The organism is Bartonella sp. MU37NMGALS (genome assembly GCF_042194015.1).
Taxonomy (GTDB): domain Bacteria; phylum Pseudomonadota; class Alphaproteobacteria; order Rhizobiales; family Rhizobiaceae; genus Bartonella; species Bartonella grahamii.
This window is the reverse complement of record NZ_JBHIML010000002.1, coordinates 21984-41596: the sequence shown is the minus strand read 5'-3', so window position 1 is coordinate 41596 and position 19613 is coordinate 21984. Positions and strand designations below refer to the sequence as shown.

Genomic DNA, 19613 nt, shown 5'->3' with positions numbered 1-19613 from the left:
TAACAAAAAACTTTATAGCAAAAAAACTAGCGCCTTTCTTCTGTGCAAATAAAGCGCATCACTATTAAGCATTCAACATGATATCGTCAGTGCGCTCTTCAACAAAGCGATCCCATAGTGTAACTTCTTCCCAACACACACGTTTATTTTTTTACCGCTTCATATCTCAATTTATCTTCAACAAACTGATTTATAAAAATATAATCATCATTATACCTATTGTAATAAAAACCATCAGTACGATGAATTTTTCTCATTTCAAACTCATCGAGGAACATTTGTAAATCCTTATCAATGAGAGAGTCTCCTATGATTTGAATTACAGGGAGAATAGTATTGCAAATGGAACCGTTACAATATTCACCTTGGCTTTGTGCCAAAAAGTGAAAACACGTGCCTACATCTTTCAGCTTGATTGAGAATCAAGCAACAATACAAGTAGCACAAAAGCGTATTGTTGAAGAATGGGTAACACAGAATAAATCAATGTATTGACCATAAAAAAACACTTCATATGTAAAATTTACATGCCTTCTTCAATGGTGTTTTACGATAAAATAAATCCATTCACTTCTATCAAAAATGAGGTTAAACGTACCCCCCTGAAAAAAGGAGGTATCTTATGATGCTCTCTCAAATATCAAGAGCAATCGCAAATAGGAAATGAGCAAAGTGTGTGATAATGCTAGCTTATTTTCATAAGTATAAAAATACCGCTACGCAAAGATTCCAATACGCAAAAATGTTGGTACGCAATGAGCCCTATGCCTTATCAAGAGCAACGATATAAAATGGGTACATGGTTAACATCATAGCATTCTTGTTCTTTATACAGAGATTAATTCTTTCTCTTGCTTTTGCAATCAACAATAGCGCATAACAAAAAATAGGATAAAAGCTAACAAGAAGAGGTTAGAGATGAAGTTTTTTGTGGATAGCGCCAATATTGAAGAAATTCAAGAGTTACAGAATTTAAGCCTTGTTGATGGTGTCACCACCAATCCCTCTCTTATCCTAAAATCAGGACGCAATATTCTTGATGTTACAAAAGAAATTTGTGCTCTCATTAGCGGACCTGTTTCTGCTGAAGTTGCAGCAACGGAATTTGAAAGCATGATGAAAGAAGCGGCTGTTTTAGCAAAGATTGCCGACAATATTTGTATCAAGCTTCCTTTAACATTCGATGGATTAAAAGCCTGTAAAGCCCTCACAAAAGAAGGACTAAAAACAAATCTCACACTTTGTTTTTCTGCCAATCAAGCCTTACTTGCTGCCAAAGCAGGCGCAACATTCGTTTCACCTTTTATTGGTAGACTGGATGATTGTGGAAATGATGGAAGTGAACTGCTTCATGAAATTCGCACAATTTATGATAACTATAACTTTGAAACACAAATCTTGGCCGCTTCAATCCGCACCGTTAATCATGTCAAAGAAGCAGCACTCAGTGGTGCTGACGTTGCAACAGTTCCACCAGCAATATTAAAAGCACTAGTCAAACACCCTCTCACTGATAAAGGGTTGCAAATATTTCTCAACGACTGGAAAAAAACAGGACAAAATATTGCTTAATATCTAGAGTTTTTATTGGAAAGATCTTTTGAAAGTAACAAAAAAATCTGTTCAGCCAACTCTTCAGCAACCCGTTTTTTTGCATCTTCTTCTGCTTGCATCGTTGCATATTCTTGACGAAGTCGGTCAAAAGATGCATTCATCATTGCTGTTCCTTTTGCAACAAGAGTATTTTTCATATCCTGCAAAGTATAAGAAGCTCTGCTCATAACAGTTCCAACAGAAGGTCGTCCTTTTCGTTTTTTCTCGAAATCAACCTCTATCTGCATAGATTCTCTTGTAGATACAGATATCTGCAATGCCAATCGATAAGCAGGTAGAGAAGGTTTAGCACCATTTCCATACAAAAGAAAAAGCAGATGATTGCGCACCATTTGACCAAAACGATCCGAAGGCTCTTCCACAACAATAGAAGCAAGCTTTTGCGCAAGCCCCAAAGAAGCTTGCCCAGAAACAGGCTTCCCATAAGAAGCAGAATTCATTGTCATTGCACTCTGCAATTCTTGACGATAAAGCGGTTCAACTTTGCATCCACACAACAGTGTGAATACACCAGCTAAAACGACAAGAATCAAACTTTTAAAAAACGACATTCACAATCCTTTGTGGAACAATAATGATTTTTTTCACAGGCTTTTCAACCAGCTGTGCCTTTACAAAATCTAAAGCCAAAACCGCTTCTTTAATCATCGTTTCATTTGCTGTTGCTGCAACGCTCACCTCACCGCGTTTCTTACCATTAATTTGTACTGGCAAAGTATAGCATTCCGCAATGATTAACGCGCTGTCATAAACAGGCCAAGCAAGCGCAGACATTAAAGTTTTTCCCCCTAAAGCAGCATGACATTCTTCTGCTAAATGAGGCATCATCGGTGCAATCATGGCAAGAAAAAAATCCATGGCTTGACGTAAAGAAGCTTTCATTTCATCGTCAACACTTGCTATCTTGTTGAGCAACGGTGCCATAATATTCAAGAATTCATAAAGACGTGCAATAGCCCGATTAAAAGCAAATTTTTCCAAATCATCTTCTACAGCGCAAAGCGTACGATGTGCAGCTTTTGAGAGTTCCAAAGCTGCCCCCTGATGCCCTGCACAAGGCGCCACATCCTTTAAAACAGAAGCACTCAAAGCCACATGGCGCCAAACACGCTGTACAAAGCGATGGGCTCCTTCAACACCAGATTCTGTCCAGATGACATCCCGATCAGGGGGAGAATCTGACAACACAAACCAACGCACAGTATCCGCGCCATAGGATGCGATAATATCATCAGGATCAACGACATTCTTTTTGGATTTCGACATTTTTTCAATCGAACCAATCATCACTTCACTTTGATCAGTCAATTTATAAGCCTGTCGTTTTCCATCCTTTTCAACAATGGAAATTTCTGCTGGAGAAACCCACCCTTGATCATCCCGATAGGTTTCATGAACCACCATACCTTGGGTAAAAAGCCCCTTAAAAGGCTCATCAACAGTCGCATGGCCGATCAATTTCATGGCACGCATAAAAAAGCGTGCATAAAGAAGATGAAGAATGGCATGCTCAATTCCACCAATATATTGTTGCACAGGCAACCATTCAGAGATTGCTTGTTTGTCGACAGGTTCCTGCGCAAAAGGAGCCGTAAAGCGTGCATAATACCAAGAAGAGTCAACAAATGTATCCATAGTATCGGTTTCACGTTTGGCAGGTTGACCACAGGAAGGACAAGTAACATTCTGCCACCTTTCATGCCGTGCAAGAGGATTTCCAGGTTGATCAAAAGTAACATCATCAGGCAACACAACCGGTAAATCGGTACGTGGCACTGGAATCACTCCGCAAGATGTACAATGGATCATCGGAATGGGGCACCCCCAATAACGTTGCCGCGAAATCCCCCAATCACGCAAACGAAATTGCACTGTTTTTTTCCCTTGCGGTTGCCCATTGAGCATTTGTTCTTCAAGCCTTTTGGCTGCTTCTTCAAAAGCTTGTTGAGGTGTCAAACCATCCAAAAAGCTGGAGTTGATCATCACACCATCACCCGTATAAGCTGTTTCAGCAATGACAAAATCTTCTGCTTGCTCTCCTTTTGGCAAAACCACCGGTTTTATTGGAAGATCATATTTACGCGCAAAATCAAAATCTCTCTGATCATGAGCCGGACAACCAAAAACAACCCCTGTTCCATAGTCCATAAGCACAAAATTAGCGATATAAACAGGAATATGTACTGTTGAATCAAAAGGATGAACTGCCAAAAGGGGCGTAAGAAATCCTTGTTTTTCAGCTGTTTCAAGTGCTGCTGTTGTCGTCCCACCACACCGACAATTTTCAATAAAAGCACTCAACGCTTTGTCTTTTTTTGCCAAAGCTTGTGCAATAGGATGATCAACAGACAGAGCCAAAAAGGAAGCGCCAAACAGTGTATCAGGACGCGTTGAATAACAAACAACCTCATCAAATTTCTCACAAACATCATCAGCATCACCCGCCGACTTTAAAGCCCAACGAATCAGCAAACCTTGTGATTTTCCAATCCAATTTTTCTGCATAGTGCGAACTTTTTCGGGCCACTGCTCCAGCTCTTCAAGCCCAGCCAAGAGCTCTTCACTAAAGTCGCTAATTTTGAAAAACCACTGCGTCAATTCACGCTGTTCCACCAACGCACCAGAACGCCAACCCCGCCCATCAACAACCTGCTCATTGGCCAAAACGGTGTGGTCAACAGGGTCCCAATTCACCTTAGCCACTTTACGTGCAACCAACCCCTTTTGATAGAAATCAAGGAACAACATTTGTTGACGATGGTAATATTCCACATCACAAGTCGCAAATTCACGCGTCCAATCTAAAGAGAGCCCTAATTGCTTTAATTGCCCGCGCATTACAGCAATATTTTGATAAGTCCAAGTTTTAGGATGCACTTTACTTTGCAGAGCAGCATTCTCAGCCGGCATACCAAAAGCATCCCACCCCATAGGATGAAGCACATTAAAACCCATTGCCCTTTTATAGCGTGCCACCACATCCCCCATGGCATAATTGCGCACATGCCCCATGTGAATGCGGCCTGACGGATAAGGAAACATTTCTAAAACATAATATTTTTCACGAGCATCTTCTTGAACAGTCTGAAAAATTTTCTTTTCATCCCAAATTTCTTGCCATTTTTTTTCTCTCGCACGTGGATTATAGCGTTCGCCTATATTATAATGTTCAATCGTCATTCCCATTATACTCTTTTAATAAAACTGAACCAAAAAACTTGTTTTATTATGCTTGACCATGGATTAAGCTCATCGTCAACATTTTCGTGAAATATTTCCCTAAGTATTTTATAAAACTTTTAAAAAACGACCAACTCTTGAACAAAAAAGGTAAAGCACAAAAATATGAATACACAAACGCCCCTCAATGCCCCTTCCATTGAAGCATGGCAAAACCTTCAAAAAGACATTGCTGAAACATGTCAAGAGCTACAACGCCCTATAGAAGAAATTGAACTTATCGCTGTTTCAAAAACTGTTTCTGCCGCTGATATACGTCCCCTTTTACAAGCAGGCCAATCTTTGTTTGCAGAAAACCGCGTACAAGAAGCGGCACAAAAATGGCCTGCTTTACGTCAACAATTTGAAAATATTAAGCTTCATCTCATCGGTCCCCTACAATCAAATAAAACAGCAGAGGCGATCAAACTTTTTGATGTTATTCAAACGGTTGACCGTGAAAAAATAGCAAAAAGCTTATCTGAAGAAATGGAAAAACAAAAAAGGCATCTTCCTTGCTATGTTCAGGTTAACATTGGCTTAGAACCGCAAAAAAGTGGTATCGCACCACAAGAAGCGACATCTTTTGTCAACCAATGCAAAAACAACTATGGACTTGATATCATCGGTCTTATGGGCATCCCCCCTGTCGATGAAAACCCCGGACCCTATTTCGCGCTCTTAGCAAAATTAGCAAAACAAGCAGGTCTTCCAAAGCTTTCCATGGGTATGTCCAGTGACTTCAAAACCGCTCTACAGTTTGGCTCTAACGTCCTTCGCATTGGCTCCGCTTTATTTGGAAAACGCCCTGTGTAAAGCAATTTCCTCTCATATAAATTCATTCCCCCTTCATATAAATCTCCCTTGAAAACTCTACGAACAAGCCAAAAACAACAGAAATGAGAAAAAATATTTCCTTCAATATCAATAAGAGCAATTCTAGCAAAAAAGATTCCAGTCCCTCTTTCATCCTGTTAGCAAAATAAGCAAAAAAGCTGGTCTTCTCAAAATTCTCACCAGCACATCCACAACACGTACAATAGATTTAAGATAGCATTGCAATTTGGCTCTCATATTCTCGCACATTGGCTCTACTTCACCTCCCCTCTGACCGCCTCTCCAGCAAAAGCAACGTAAAAAATAAATCCTTATATAAAGGCAAAATGATAAGAGGGGCGTTGCGCATGAATGAAAAACTATCGCGAAATAAATAATTGCAAAAGAATATTCAATACGATTATCGCAATGATTTCCATTAAAAATCATGAATTCTCTTAAACTTCTCCAACACGCGTAAACAATTTCCCCACATGCCAATGGCGTAAAGCAGGCAAAAAGAGGCTTATGGCTGCATAATACAGTAACAAAACTCTTTCATGTAAGCCACTTGAGAAAAATAAACATCTCAATTGCCCAATAGAGCACCAAGAGCCGCGCTAAACAACATGAATAGCAATCTATAAGGTCCAACAATAGCATAAAGACTTTCTATGCTCTACAAAGCGTAAAATACGGTCAATATTCGCCTGAAAAATAAAAGAACTAATCCCAAGCATATGCGCACAATACATGCAGGCAAAACAATGGCAATGAGATCGATTTCAATAACGATATTCCTTTATCATTATTTCTTTGTCAATCTCATAAACAAAGAGAAAAACTTCAACTTTTAATATGCGCAATTTTTCTAAATTTAAACTTTAATTAATAAAAAATATGGTATCATTTCTTATATTTTAAAAAAATTATAAATAATATTATTATATTATAAAGAATAATATTTAATATACATAATATAGTTATTATTTATACAGTATTTTTATTGCCATTTTTAAAGTTTATCTTTGACATTTCTCTAAAAATACGCGATAGCCATTTCAAATGTATCATTATGATACTACTTTTAATGTAGATAATTAAGGAGGATTAATATGTTTGGTTCATTCAACACATTCGGTCATATGGTGACAAAGCCTTCTTTTGGTCATTCGCACAATTCAAGACCTACTCATGGAAATGCATGTAGTCCTGGTGCTTTTATGTCTCACATGAATGCACGTGGCAGGGAAGTAGGAGTTCCGGCAGGAGTAATTGGTGCAATTCAAGGTGGTATAACTGGGGGACCAGTGGGTGCATTTACAGGTGGAATGGGAGCTTTGTCATTGGGATACATAGGAGGTGCTGCTTGGGGCTTTATAGAAAAAGGTCATGAGTGTTGGTCCTAATTTATAGAGAATAGCGACAAAGATATCTCTGAAAATAAATAATTCTGTAAATATATTCGAAAGAATATACCAAAATTAAATATCTACATCTGTGGACAAAATATTTTTCAGGGATATCTATTGTGGATCACATCTTATAATCAGAATTTTGTTATAATGGATATTCATTATGAAGTTGTAAGAATGTTTTGCATGTTAATTATAATTACTCCTATAATTGCCATTTCTTTTAAAATATTCAATGGCGTAGGTTGGAGATTGTCTATTATAATGGCATTATCGTCATTTATTATGTTCTTTATTTCTAATTTTTTGCGTAGATATTTTGGTTTATATTAATCTTTATTGGATGAGTTGCGAGCACGCTGAATAAAGTAGCGACGATACTATTAATGAGTGGTTATGATTTATAATCACAGATTTTACTCATAAAATTATTGAATCGCTTATAGTAAAATTTTTTTGTTTAATATATCTTTTTTATTATAAGTTTATTTATTATAGTTGGGAAGATTCTCTAAAAAAATCATTATTAATAAGCTCAATATTCTTTCTTATGAGTCTTTTCTTTAACGATATTGGTTTATATCAACTTTTGAGAAATATTTTATAATAGACATTTTTTAAATGTCTTAGTGTGTTTATAAAAAGCTCTATACCGCAATAGGTTTTGCTATATTTGAGTATCCTAAAAACATAGAATACCCTCTTTAATATCATCACATCAGATTTTAAAAATTGACTATTCCAATCTTTGTCATTTAGTCTAACCTCACAATGAAAAGCTTTAGGGACGACTCTGCCACAAATATAAAAATACAATGGCTGATTTTTCTAAAAAATAAAAAGAGGGAAGCATGACTGAAAAAATCTATCCAGTATCAGAAGAGATCAAAAAAAATACTTTGCTCGACGAGGAAACTTATCAACAATGGTATCGAGAAAGCATCGATGATCCAGAAAGCTTCTGGGCCAAACATGGTCAACGCATTGAATGGTTTAAACCTTTTACAAAAGTAAAAAACACTTCTTTTAACGGAGATGTCTCCATTCAATGGTACGAAGATGGGATAACAAATGTTGCCTATAATTGCATTGATCGCCACCTGAAAACCCATGGAGACAAAATCGCGCTTATTTGGGAAGGAGATAATCCTTATCATGATAAAAAAATAACCTATAACGAGCTTTATGAACATGTTTGTCGTTTTGCCAATCTTTTGAAAAGTCGTGGCATTAAGAAAGGCGATAAAGTAACCATTTATCTTCCCATGATACCCGAAGCAGCCTATGCTATGCTCGCGTGTGCCCGCATTGGTGCTGTTCATTCGGTTATCTTTGCTGGCTTTTCTGCAGAGGCAATAGCAGGACGCCTTGTTGACTGCGAATCAACCTTCATCATTACCGCTGATCACGGCTTGCGTGGCGGCAAACGGATCAACTTAAAAGACAATGTTGATCATGCTATTGAGATAGCAGCGCGCCAAAACGTGCATGTGGACCAAGTCATGGTTATACGGCGGACTTGTGGACCCATTCAATGGATAGAGGGGCGTGATTTTTGGTACTACGAAGAGATAGCTCATGCCAAAACAGAATGCCCAGCAGAACCAATGAACGCTGAAGATCCACTTTTTATTCTTTATACTTCAGGCTCCACCGGCAAACCCAAAGGCGTTTTGCATACCACAGCGGGCTATCTTGTTTATGCCGCGATGACACATCAATACGTTTTTGATTACCACCCCGATGAAGTTTACTGGTGCACGGCTGATATTGGTTGGATAACCGGTCATTCTTACTTGGTTTATGGACCTTTATGCAATAGTGCGACTACTTTAATGTTTGAAGGCACACCAACCTTTCCTGACAAAGGAAGATTTTGGGAAATTGTTGACAAACACCAAGTTAATACACTCTATACCGCACCAACAGCTATCCGCGCCTTGATGGGAGCAGGAAATTCGTTTGTTGAACACTCAAACAGGACATCGTTGCGTCTTTTAGGTACGGTAGGCGAACCGATTAATCCAGAAGCATGGGAATGGTTTTATCATACAGTTGGAAATGACCGTTGTCCGATTCTCGATACATGGTGGCAAACGGAAACAGGAGGGCATATGATCACGCCCTTGCCTGGTGCAACCCCCCTCAAAGCAGGATCGGCCACACGTCCTTTTTTTGGTGTTCAACCCCAAATTGTTGATGCCCAAGGCAATATTTTAGAAGGTGAAGCAGAAGGCAATCTTTGTATCAGTGATTCATGGCCAGGACAAATGCGCACGCTTTATAAAGATCATGAGCGCTTTATTCAAACTTATTTTTCCTCCTATAAAGGAAGATATTTTACAGGCGATGGTTGTAGGCGCGATAGTGACGGCTATTACTGGATTACAGGGCGGGTTGATGACATACTCAATGTCTCGGGGCACAGGTTAGGAACTGCTGAAATTGAATCAGCCCTTGTTTCTCATCCCGCTGTATCAGAAGCAGCCATTGTGGGTTACCCGCATCCCATTAAAGGACAAGGAATTTATAGTTTTATCACCTTAATGGAAGGGACAGCTCCAAGTGAAGAGTTACAAAAAGAGCTTATTAAACATGTAAGACAAGAAATAGGCTCCATTGCCATATTGGATAAAATTCAATTTTCCCCACAGCTTCCCAAAACGCGATCAGGAAAAATTATGAGACGTATTTTACGAAAAATTGCCGAAAACAATTTTGATACTCTCGGAGATATCTCAACTCTTGCCGAACCACAAGTTGTTGAAGATCTGATTGCTAACCGACAAAATTAAAGAACCCACGAAGAAATATAACATACGGTGGTTTTTGTTTTTCTGCTAAAATTATCCTAGCATTGTTACGAAAACCACCGATGAGAATAAAAAACAAAACAATTCATGGGAAGCTCAACAACTCTAACAACAAACGCCTTTCTTTATAACAAATAAGAAACAATTGAAGAAAAAACTTCAAGATTGGAATATGAATACAGATAAGAATAAGAAAGTAAGATAAAAAGAGCAACATAGCTTTTTAAAATCGCTCAGTACCCACTCAATGCAAAAAAGCCTCTGAGAAAGAAGAAAAAATAGTTCTGATGTTTATGCTAGAATCCCTTTGAAATTCCTGCTAAAATCATAAATAAAGCTAAAAAGAGAAAGTATACGTGATAATATTCTTGAGCAAAAATATTTATCTATAACGAGGGTGTATAAAAAATATTGAAAACCATGAAATCTAAAATAAACAAGCTTAAAACAAAAATCTAAAGTAATGAAAGTAAGAGTTCTTAGAATAAATGATGCAATATAAAATCAGGAGTAATAATAAAAAGTGATTCATTTTGAAAATGTCGGTCTACGCTATGGAATGGGACCTGAGGTCCTTCGTGATATTAGCTTTCATATTCCTCCTGGATCATTTCAATTTCTCACTGGCGCCTCTGGAGCAGGGAAAACGTCGTTGATGCGTCTTATGTTTTTGGCACTCAAACCCACCCGCGGTCATATTGATTTATTTGGAACAGACACAGCATTACTCAAACGGCAAGAGCTCCCTGCGCTGCGACAACGTATCGGTGTAGTTTTTCAAGATTTTCGTTTACTCGACCACATGACCACTTATGAAAATGTCTCCTTACCTTTACGCATTAAAGGACAAGAAGAAGCAACCTATCGCAGTGAAGTGGAAGATCTTCTCTGTTGGGTAGGTCTGGGAGATCATATTCATGTTTTACCACCAGTTCTTTCTGGCGGAGAAAAACAAAGGGTAGCCATTGCACGCGCGCTCATTGATCAACCTGAAATTCTACTTGCCGATGAACCAACCGGAAATGTCGATCCGCCCTTAGCAAAACGCCTACTCCGTTTGTTTATTGAATTAAATCGTTTTGGAACAGCTGTGATCATTGCCACCCATGATATTGCCTTAATGGAACAAGTTGCAGCACGACGTATGCTTCTCCATAACGGACGGATGACGATTCATGAATAAGTCTTTCCCCATTTTTACAAGCAATAAAAAAAATACAACAGCGATTATTCCCAGTGGTAATATTTCTGGAAAAGCATTGGTTGCCGTTATTGCTATTATGACATTTCTTTCAAGCCTCACCTTAATCGGTGTTGATTTAGTCCAACGTGCCGCCCAAAATTGGAGTAATCAGATTAGCTATGAAGCAACAATACAAATACGCCCCATTGACAATGTTGATATCAACAAAGCTCTCCGTGATGCCGTACAATTGGTCAAAACATTTTCTGGTGTACAAGATGCAAAAATTGTTGACCAAAAAGCTACAGAAAAATTACTGGAGCCATGGCTTGGAACAGGTTTCAATATCAATGAACTGCCCCTTCCCCGCCTTATCATTGTGACTCTGAAGAGAGATGAAAAAATCAATTTTGCAGCCATTAATCACGCCATTAAAACCCAAATTCCAGGAGGTCAATTTGATGATCACCGTGTTTGGGTCCATCGTTTTGCGACCATGGCATACACCACTGTTTTCATTGGCTTTTCAATTTTAGCATTGGTTCTAGGCTCTCTTATTCTTACCATCATTTTTACCACCCGCAATGCATTGGCAGAAAATGCGCATATTATCAATGTCTTATATTTCCTTGGTACTGAAACTATTTTCATTGCCCGCCAATTTGACTGGCATTTTTTTAAAACTGCACTGCGTGGTGCTTTATATGGTGGTCTCACAAGCATATTTCTGTTTTTAGCCTTTTGTCTCTGGACGAATTATAACTTGGGAAGAGTGGAAGCTAGCCAAGTAACAGCTTTGTTTGGACATATTTCCATAAGTTCCGTTCCTTACGGAAAAATCATTTTTCTTATTATTTTCGTTTCTTTTCTTACCACCCTTACAAACCGCATGACTATTTTAGCGCAACTGAAAAAAATCGATCAATGTGAAAACGGTTTATTTTAATTTTATGACTCACCACTCCTACCATTCCAACTCATTGACGCAAAATGATTTAAAACGTCCTCTTCCAAAACGACCCCATTATCGTTGGTCTATGCGCTTTTTATTTTGCTATTTTCCACCGACAACACTTACTCTTGCAATCATTGTTTTTATTTTCTGGGGTGGTTTTATTGTTTTTTCTGAAAAAACTGAACGACTTTCTCCCCCAAAGCCTCTCCCCAAAGCTGATGCCATCATTGTGCTGACAGGCGGAGAAAACCGAATAGAGACAGGACTTAATCTCTTACAAAGGGGGCTTGGTTCACGACTCCTTATCAGTGGTGTAAACACCACAACCAACCTGAAAAGTCTCATGCATAACATGCATATTACCCCACGACTTGTCTCCTGTTGTATTGACATTGGGCATCAAGCGATTAACACCAGAGGAAACGCCGAAGAAAGTGCTGCTTGGATCAAAAAACACCACTATAAGACCCTTTATATCGTCACCCATGATTACCATATGTGGCGCTCGATGCGAGAACTTAAGTATTTAATGCCTGATATCCATTTCATTGCTTATCCTGTTAAAAAGAGCGATGCTGAAAGCGCAATACAACAGATCAATCAAATCCGCATTCTCATATTCCAATATATTAAAACGCTCCAAGTCTATATCAGAACCGCATTCTAATCTTTATCCTTCTGACTTTTTTAAAAACCTTGCTACCCACGAACTGCTTCATACCGTTCTTTCCATATCCTTCCACACGAGGTTGCCTCTATAAAAGCTCGACAGAGCTACCCTCATATAACACAGAATACCCCAATACACGTATCACTGTATTGCACATTCACCCAAAGACATCTCTTACATCCCAAACATATCTCACAGCACGGGATCTGTACATGCCATCCCAATATATAAGCTCTTGTAAATAGAGCGCCCAGACAACTATAAGATCTCCAGACTTGTTATAGAGATCTATTTATACCACTGTCTTACCCTTCATAAAAATGCAAACCGCCCCATCCTATATTTTACCGCCCCCAAGTATTACGATAGCTCTTACGCCACTTGGGATGATTAGTAAGAGGCATACTTTACGCCTTTCTTAAACACGCACACACCAAACTCATATGACATGAAAAGAAGTAATTTTAATAGGTTTAAAATAAGAAAATTTATGATAATTAGATTTCTCATTCAACAGAGAGAAGGTTAAACGATCATGATAAATCAATATATTAGTAACAATCTCTTCATTCTAAAAAGCACCTTCATAAGAGCATTTTAGATCACAGATAGGAATAAGCTCAAAACGCACACCGCTACAAATACCCCACGTTTTTTATCGCAATATCTTTTGGCATAAATCATTTCCCTCTAAAAACACTTTTTGTTTGGCAGCCTCCCCAAAAAAGAACGAAAATTTTTAAACTCTAGCGATCTGTAAACAATAACAATCCAGCTTCTTGTCTAACGGGTTCCCCCTGCTCACTTCCGATCACCCCTGCTCAAAGGACAAATTTCATGAGAGTTGTGATTTCCTCCCAACGTCTCAAAGGACAACGATTCCTATCAGCAAAGGTTTGTAAACAATTCTACTTCTCTGGGCAGGTTCCTCTCAGCTTCCCCATTTATATGGTTTACTCACATAAAGCTCGACAAGAAAACCCTGCCTGAGAATATTCATCACTGTCGCTAAAGCCCATGTGTCATCATTTTAGCGACCTTACTACCTATGATGTTTTATCACATGCAACATATTGATTTATAAAGATAAGTATTCTTCATCTTAAATAAGGATTTTGAATAGCGTAAAACTCTCTCATTTTAAATCTATTCTCTGTTGAATCAATCAAAACCATTTTCTTGCACATCATAAAGGACTTGCACATCACAAGGAAAGAGAGCCTGCGTGGCGTAAAACTGTACAAGAAAGGCATGCCTCTTATGTACCGTCTCAAGTGCCAAGAGCTGTCGCAATACCCACGAGCTGGCAAAGTATATGATAGTGCCAGTTTGTTACGACACAGCGCTGTTTACCGCACAATGGATAACTTCACTTTTTCAGTTTCTCTCACTTCCAATTTTGGAAGACTGCGCACAATTTTCATTGTTTCCAAGCTTACTGTAATAACCCGCTGAAACAATTCCAATGGATAAGCTGGATTACCCACCGTTTCAACAGCATAGCGATTAGCATCATTAACAAGACCGCTCGCTTTGTCCGTTTTGACAATCTGCCGTTCCATAACCCATTCAAGAGCAGACCTGCCATTGACCACATAATCATAAGCTTCAAGAGGAATATTCTGCATCGTGATATGCGCATTATAAACCACTGTACTTTTATCAATAGCACCACGCTTACCAGCAAATTTCATCGCCTCAACACGATAGAAACTCTTCTCATCAGAAATCATCCAAGTTCTTGGATCACCCTGTTTATAGGTAATGGGATAGGGCTCAACCTCCTCATAATTCATATGCAAATCACCAAGCTTTCGCCCCGCTGTTACAAAAGCCCAAAAATCCTCTACCTTTTTAACTGTTGGGATACGTGGCAATTGTTTGAACAAATTATGTGCATAACGCGCACGATAATCTTCTGAATGCAAAATCCCATAAACATAATAAAACAAATCATCCTTTGTTATCATTTCACCAGGATATGCTGCATTAAAATAAGCCAACCCTTCATCCGTGAGAGCATCACGCCGCTCTAAACCAGTTTCTTTGCTTTCCTCTGCAAAATTTGCAAATAAATGAACCTGCTCTTCCTTTTTATTTTTCAAGGACGCAGAATCCTCATAAACATACCGTGGAAAACACTGACCTTTTTCCATTGCATCTAAGCTAGGCAAAACCCTGCTCATAAGGACAGAAAAACCACTGCTTGCTCCTATACCGGTAACTTGTATTACCCTATTCTCAACCGCTTGCTTCATAGGAAATATACGCGGCATTTGATAAACTCTCTCATTAAAGATGCGGTTATAATAAAGCCATTGCTGTGTAAAAGGACGATGAAGACCTTGAATTAAGCAATCACTTTCAAATTCAGAAAACTTTCCTCTTACCAGTTCTTCTTTAAGACTACTGCTCCAACTAATCTTTTTGGCATCCGTGTTAACAAAATCATTCACGGCATTCGCACGCGCCTTGCGATCAGCATGTGTGTAGGCATTATTAAAACGCTCTACTTCACCGTTATAAAAAGTAATCATATTGCTCATATTTTTCGCTAAAACTTCACGGCTTGAGTTGTATGCCCAAGCATCACGACCAGTTTGTATACCACGAGAAAAAATTTTGAATAGCTTTTTATCACTGCCCTTCTTATCACCTAAGGCTAGAAATTTTTCAAAATCATTGTTGCGCTGATCCAGCCAATCACCATGCTCATCTGGTGTAATCATCTGCCAACCGTGTTCACACTTGATACCACCAACACTACTCAACCGCTGAAGTTGAGATAATTTCTCTTTTGTCGTGAGATTATCACCAATATCGTAATAATGAATTTTGCACTGCTCCGTAACATTTGGATTTTTAACAAATAGTGTAACAGCAATTCCTGTCATGCTTCCACTGCCGAAAACATTTTGCCCTTCTTGAGCACGTCCTTTGCTCAACATATTTTTGCGAATATCACCACGCAAATTGAGAACATAAATGCTCGAGAATTCTTCACTCAATTCTTTTCGTAAGCCATTCGTAGAGTATCCATTGATAAAACCTGAATTTGTCACAAAACCAATAACACCACAGTCTTTTATGCGATCACTTGCCCACCGAATGGCACGAATATAACTGTCATAAAGTCCATTAACATTGCTTGCTTTGGATTGAGCGGCATAGGTTTCACGAATGCGACGATCCAATTTAGGATAGGCAATATTTTGTGCATTGTCGTTTTCACTTTTTTGTCCAGAAGAATAAGGGGGGTTGCCAACAATAACACGAATATCCAGTTCCTTCTGGTGTGCCCGACGTGTACTGTTATCCACCAGCAAATCACTGATCAGGTCTTTTTCTTGCTCATAAAGCTGGAATGTATCGGTCAAACAAATTCCCTCAAACGGAACATAACCTCCCCCCATCAGACCATGATAGGTTGTCTCAATATTAATGGCTGCAATATAATAGGCTAAAAGTACAATTTCATTGGCATGAATTTCATGACAAAATTTTTGTTTCATCTCCTCTGGTTTTATCAAACCCGATTGCAAAAGCCGCGTGATAAAAGTCCCCGTTCCTGTAAAGGGATCCATGATGTGCACACCCGATGAGCCAAGCGTTTGCGCAAATTCTTGCTCTAAGACATCATTGACAGAGTGCAAAATAAAATCCACAACCTCAACGGGAGTATAAACAATGCCTAGTTTTTCTACAGTGCGTGGAAAAGCATAACGAAAAAACTTATCATAAAGCTCTATAATTAACCTCTGTTTTGCTTTTGGATCCGTAATGCCACTGGCGCGTAATTTTACACTTGCGTAAAATTTTTCCAGATCTTTGGATTCCTTATCAAGATTCGCCTTATCAAGCACATCAAGAATACGCTGCATAGCACGCGAGACAGGATTTTCACGTGTGAACTGATACTCCTCAAACAACACCTGAAAGACAGGACGCGTGATAATATGTTGTGCCAACATCTCAATCGCATCAGCCTCTGTAATCGCATCATTTAAATCATCACGAAGTTCTGCCATAAATCTGTCAAAGGCTTGACGTGCCTCAGTATCTGGCTCTGCCAGAATACCTGTTAAACGCGTAATATGATTCTTAGCAATTTCAGCAATGTTGCTCGCCCAATCTTCCCAATAATCACGTGTCCCACATTTCTTGACGATCTTTGCCAAAATCGCACGAGAAATTTCATCCACCGGGAAAGAAAACTCCTTGTTTAGCTGATCTGTACGAGTTAAATCATATTCCGGTGCTCCAATTCCCGCTCGTGCAGGCTGTGAGCGTAGTGGAAGATTGTCTACAACAGCTGTAACAGCCTGTAACTCCGTGCTCTGTGTGACGCCAATAATCTCAATCACATTGCTGATATCTTGGCTCAGCGATGCCTTATTAATCGTCGCATCAAAACGATCATCATGCGCACGCAAAGCATTTAAAATTTGCCAAACAACCCGATATTTATCATTGTTGTTCAAAGCCTGTTCCACTGGAATCCCAGAGGGAATGCCAATTGGCAAAATGACATACCCCATCTTTTTGCCCTCAGACCGACGCATCACCCGCCCAACCGCTTGCACAACATCAATCTGGCTCTTACGTGGATTTAAAAACATGATCGCATCCAGAGCCGGAACATCCACCCCCTCAGACAAACACCGTGCATTGGTCAAAATACGACAAACATCCTCACCACTATCAGCTTTCAACCAATCAAGTAATGCACCACGATCCTTCGCATTGAAAGTGCCATCAACATGCTCAATTTCACACTTCAGAAAGTGCTCATTTTCCGTATCCTCTTTCGTATAATCAAGATATTCTCTAACAACCGCAGAAAATTCATCACGCACCAGTTTAGAACTTTCAATAGTCTTGCAAAACGCCAAAGCACGACGCATGGGGTGTGGATCAGCACCAACATCAGCCTTCAGATCTTGTTTTGTCAGCGCCTTATAACAACCAATAATCTTCGTTGCATCATCAAGAACAAGCGAAGACTGGTCATCACTAAGACGCTTCTGAACAGCGGAACTGACCAATTTTTCATCCATTGCTAAGACAATAACCTTATAATCTGTTAAAAGATCATTTTGTACTGCCCAAGAAAAGCCCCGATAAAAAAGTGTTTTACCAAAAAGCTTTTCATCATCCATCGAAGCAAGAACGGCATTAACTTCATTCGCGCGACTTTTTGCGTTATCACCAAAAATACGTGGTGTCGCTGTCATATAAAGGCGCTTCTTAGCACGAATAACATCATTAGAATGCACCTTAACAAAATTGGATTCATCCTCTCCAACCAGCGTTGCCCCTGTTGTACGGTGCGCTTCATCACAAATGATAAGATCAAATATTGGCAAACCATACTTTTTCTGAGCATCAGCAACCACCTGAATGGATTGATAGGTTGCAAACACAACGGTCATCCTATCTGCAACACTCTTATCCGCCTGTTTTGCAAGTTTAGCAGCATCGGTTGTCGCCGGAAAAGCAAGATCAAACACATCAATTTCAGCAACATCATCACTATTTTTACGACGCTTTCCCACTTGTGTATCTGAACAGACAGCAAAGGATCTCAATCCGATTTCTGCATCCGTTGTCCATTCACGAACCGTCTGTGACATCAGTGCCAAGGAAGGAACAAGAAACAAAACAAACTTGCCTTCACCCGCCAAATCCTCAGCAATTTTAAGACTGGTAAATGTCTTACCAGTACCACAAGCCATAATAAGCTTACCCCGATCTGCTTCCATAAGTCCAGCACGCACATCACGCAACGCATCCTGCTGATGTGGACGGATTTTCTTTTTATCCTCCAGCACAACTTTGCCCTGGGCTGCAAAAGTTTCCCAACGGATCGGACTTTGTTTTATATCGGAAAGATTAATCCGTATAACAGGAATATCCTGCCCCCGTATCATTGTTTCAGCGTTATCACTCCAAGCACTTTCAGTACTATCTATAATAACACGCCGCTTAAATGGAGCTTTCCCTGATGCCGAAATAAAACTATCAATATCTGCTTTTCTAATCCGATATGCTGCATCATAAAATTTACATTGGATTGCCGCAAAACCCTCTCCATCACGAATCTTTGCCACAAGATCGATACCAGTATCATGACCATTCCAATCATTTTCACGAGCCCAATCTTTAAAGGTTTGAACCTTTTCATAACACCCAAACTGAAGAGGATCATGTGTCAGATAAGCAAGAGCAAAACGCTCAAAATACGTACCTTTGTCCCGTTCGGTACGCGCTTCGTCACGATATGTCTGTAAAAGCGATTGCAGCGTCATGCTTCCCCCCAATGAAAAATACTTTCAACTATCGAGTCTAGCCAAACTGGTTAATGCCTATTGTTTCACCCAAAAGACTTTAGATAACTCGATTTACTGAATGAACCGACTATTTAATAATGGAATATGTACTAAGCAAAACAAATGAATAAAGTTTTACTTATCAGCAAAAGAGTGGAATCTGCTTCCTACTCATCTCTGATAAATATCATGTAATCACTTACAAAAATGTAGAGATTTACTTTATTATTTGGGTGAGCTTCTTTTTGATATTTATCTATTGAAAGAGTATAAGTTCATACTCAGAAAGTGCTAAACGCAATTAAAGTATATCATAAAACCAATAATCAGCTATACCAATACACATAACAATAAATGCAGCAATTAACATTCCCAGCAACATGAGCCCATAAGTGCATTCATCTCATTCTCCCTACAAAACTGGATCTTCGTAAAAGCCTATATCTCCGCCGCATAAAGCCATAAAGAATCTTAAAACCAAACGTTACCAATACCAACGCCCCTCCCTTTGCCATACAATTTGTGACAAAAAACAGGGTAACGAATAAACAAAAGGAAAAGAAAAACTATAGAAGACCAACTCGCCTCGTATACCCGTT

Annotated in this window: 11 protein-coding genes; 7 read left to right on the top strand and 4 right to left on the bottom strand. The window is 39.1% G+C overall.

The features are described from left to right. Positions 1–143: 143 nt before the first annotated feature. Positions 144–380, bottom strand: coding sequence for a hypothetical protein (locus ACFIJP_RS01525; RefSeq protein ID WP_375625223.1), 237 nt, complete (start codon positions 378–380; stop codon positions 144–146). A gap of 538 nt (positions 381–918) precedes the next feature. Here ACFIJP_RS01525 and fsa point away from each other — a divergent pair. Further along, the gene (fsa, locus tag ACFIJP_RS01520) at positions 919–1572 is read left to right on the top strand and encodes a fructose-6-phosphate aldolase (protein ID WP_375625222.1); all 654 of its coding nucleotides are present in this window, start codon (positions 919–921) and stop codon (positions 1570–1572) included. On the opposite strand, the gene lptE is transcribed toward fsa, so the two are convergent. Beyond that, entirely contained in the window at positions 1569–2165 is a 597-nt protein-coding gene (gene lptE / locus ACFIJP_RS01515; protein WP_375625221.1) for an LPS assembly lipoprotein LptE, read from the bottom strand. The two genes, fsa and lptE, sit on opposite strands and share 4 nt — an antisense overlap. Beyond that, a complete protein-coding gene (gene leuS, locus ACFIJP_RS01510; RefSeq protein ID WP_375625404.1) occupies positions 2152–4794 on the bottom strand; it encodes a leucine--tRNA ligase in 2643 nt (880 codons plus the stop codon). Before leuS ends, lptE begins: the two co-directional genes overlap by 14 nt. Positions 4795–4959: 165 nt before the next feature. On the opposite strand from leuS, the gene ACFIJP_RS01505 reads away from it, so the two are divergent. The 6 genes from ACFIJP_RS01505 (at position 4960) to ACFIJP_RS01480 (ending at position 12682) form a co-directional block, all read left to right on the top strand. After that, positions 4960–5649: a YggS family pyridoxal phosphate-dependent enzyme gene (locus ACFIJP_RS01505; RefSeq protein ID WP_375625220.1), complete on the top strand. Its 690-nt coding sequence runs from the start codon at positions 4960–4962 to the stop codon at positions 5647–5649. A gap of 1115 nt (positions 5650–6764) precedes the next feature. Next, a complete protein-coding gene (locus ACFIJP_RS01500) occupies positions 6765–7058 on the top strand; it encodes a hypothetical protein (protein ID WP_375625219.1) in 294 nt (97 codons plus the stop codon). 857 nt (positions 7059–7915) lie between these two features. Then, entirely contained in the window at positions 7916–9859 is a 1944-nt protein-coding gene (acs, locus tag ACFIJP_RS01495) for an acetate--CoA ligase (RefSeq protein WP_375625218.1), read from the top strand. A gap of 541 nt (positions 9860–10400) precedes the next feature. Then, a complete protein-coding gene (gene ftsE, locus ACFIJP_RS01490; protein WP_273723097.1) occupies positions 10401–11060 on the top strand; it encodes a cell division ATP-binding protein FtsE in 660 nt (219 codons plus the stop codon). After that, on the top strand, positions 11053–12006 hold the full coding sequence (locus ACFIJP_RS01485; RefSeq protein ID WP_375625217.1) for a cell division protein FtsX: 954 nt from the start codon (positions 11053–11055) through the stop codon (positions 12004–12006). The genes ftsE and ACFIJP_RS01485 overlap by 8 nt, the downstream gene beginning before the upstream one ends. A 4-nt stretch (positions 12007–12010) precedes the next feature. Continuing rightward, complete coding sequence (locus ACFIJP_RS01480; RefSeq protein ID WP_375625216.1) at positions 12011–12682, top strand: YdcF family protein; 672 nt, start codon at positions 12011–12013, stop codon at positions 12680–12682. 1352 nt (positions 12683–14034) lie between these two features. Here ACFIJP_RS01480 and ACFIJP_RS01475 read toward each other — a convergent pair. Then, positions 14035–18993 carry a DEAD/DEAH box helicase gene (locus tag ACFIJP_RS01475; RefSeq protein WP_375625215.1) on the bottom strand — a complete coding sequence of 1653 codons (4959 nt, stop codon included), beginning with the start codon at positions 18991–18993 and terminating at the stop codon, positions 14035–14037. Positions 18994–19613 lie beyond the last annotated feature (620 nt).

What these genes read in the sequence shown, in the direction of transcription:
- ACFIJP_RS01505 (WP_375625220.1), top strand. Translation starts at nt 4,960, where the DNA reads ATGAATACACAAACGCCCCTCAATGCCCCTTCCATTGAAGCATGGCAA.
- acs (WP_375625218.1), top strand. Translation starts at nt 7,916, where the DNA reads ATGACTGAAAAAATCTATCCAGTATCAGAAGAGATCAAAAAAAATACT.
- ACFIJP_RS01480 (WP_375625216.1), top strand. Translation starts at nt 12,011, where the DNA reads ATGACTCACCACTCCTACCATTCCAACTCATTGACGCAAAATGATTTA.
- lptE (WP_375625221.1), bottom strand. Translation starts at nt 2,165, where the DNA reads ATGTCGTTTTTTAAAAGTTTGATTCTTGTCGTTTTAGCTGGTGTATTC.
- fsa (WP_375625222.1), top strand. Translation starts at nt 919, where the DNA reads ATGAAGTTTTTTGTGGATAGCGCCAATATTGAAGAAATTCAAGAGTTA.
- leuS (WP_375625404.1), bottom strand. Translation starts at nt 4,794, where the DNA reads ATGACGATTGAACATTATAATATAGGCGAACGCTATAATCCACGTGCG.
- ACFIJP_RS01485 (WP_375625217.1), top strand. Translation starts at nt 11,053, where the DNA reads ATGAATAAGTCTTTCCCCATTTTTACAAGCAATAAAAAAAATACAACA.
- ACFIJP_RS01475 (WP_375625215.1), bottom strand. Translation starts at nt 18,993, where the DNA reads ATGACGCTGCAATCGCTTTTACAGACATATCGTGACGAAGCGCGTACC.
- ACFIJP_RS01500 (WP_375625219.1), top strand. Translation starts at nt 6,765, where the DNA reads ATGTTTGGTTCATTCAACACATTCGGTCATATGGTGACAAAGCCTTCT.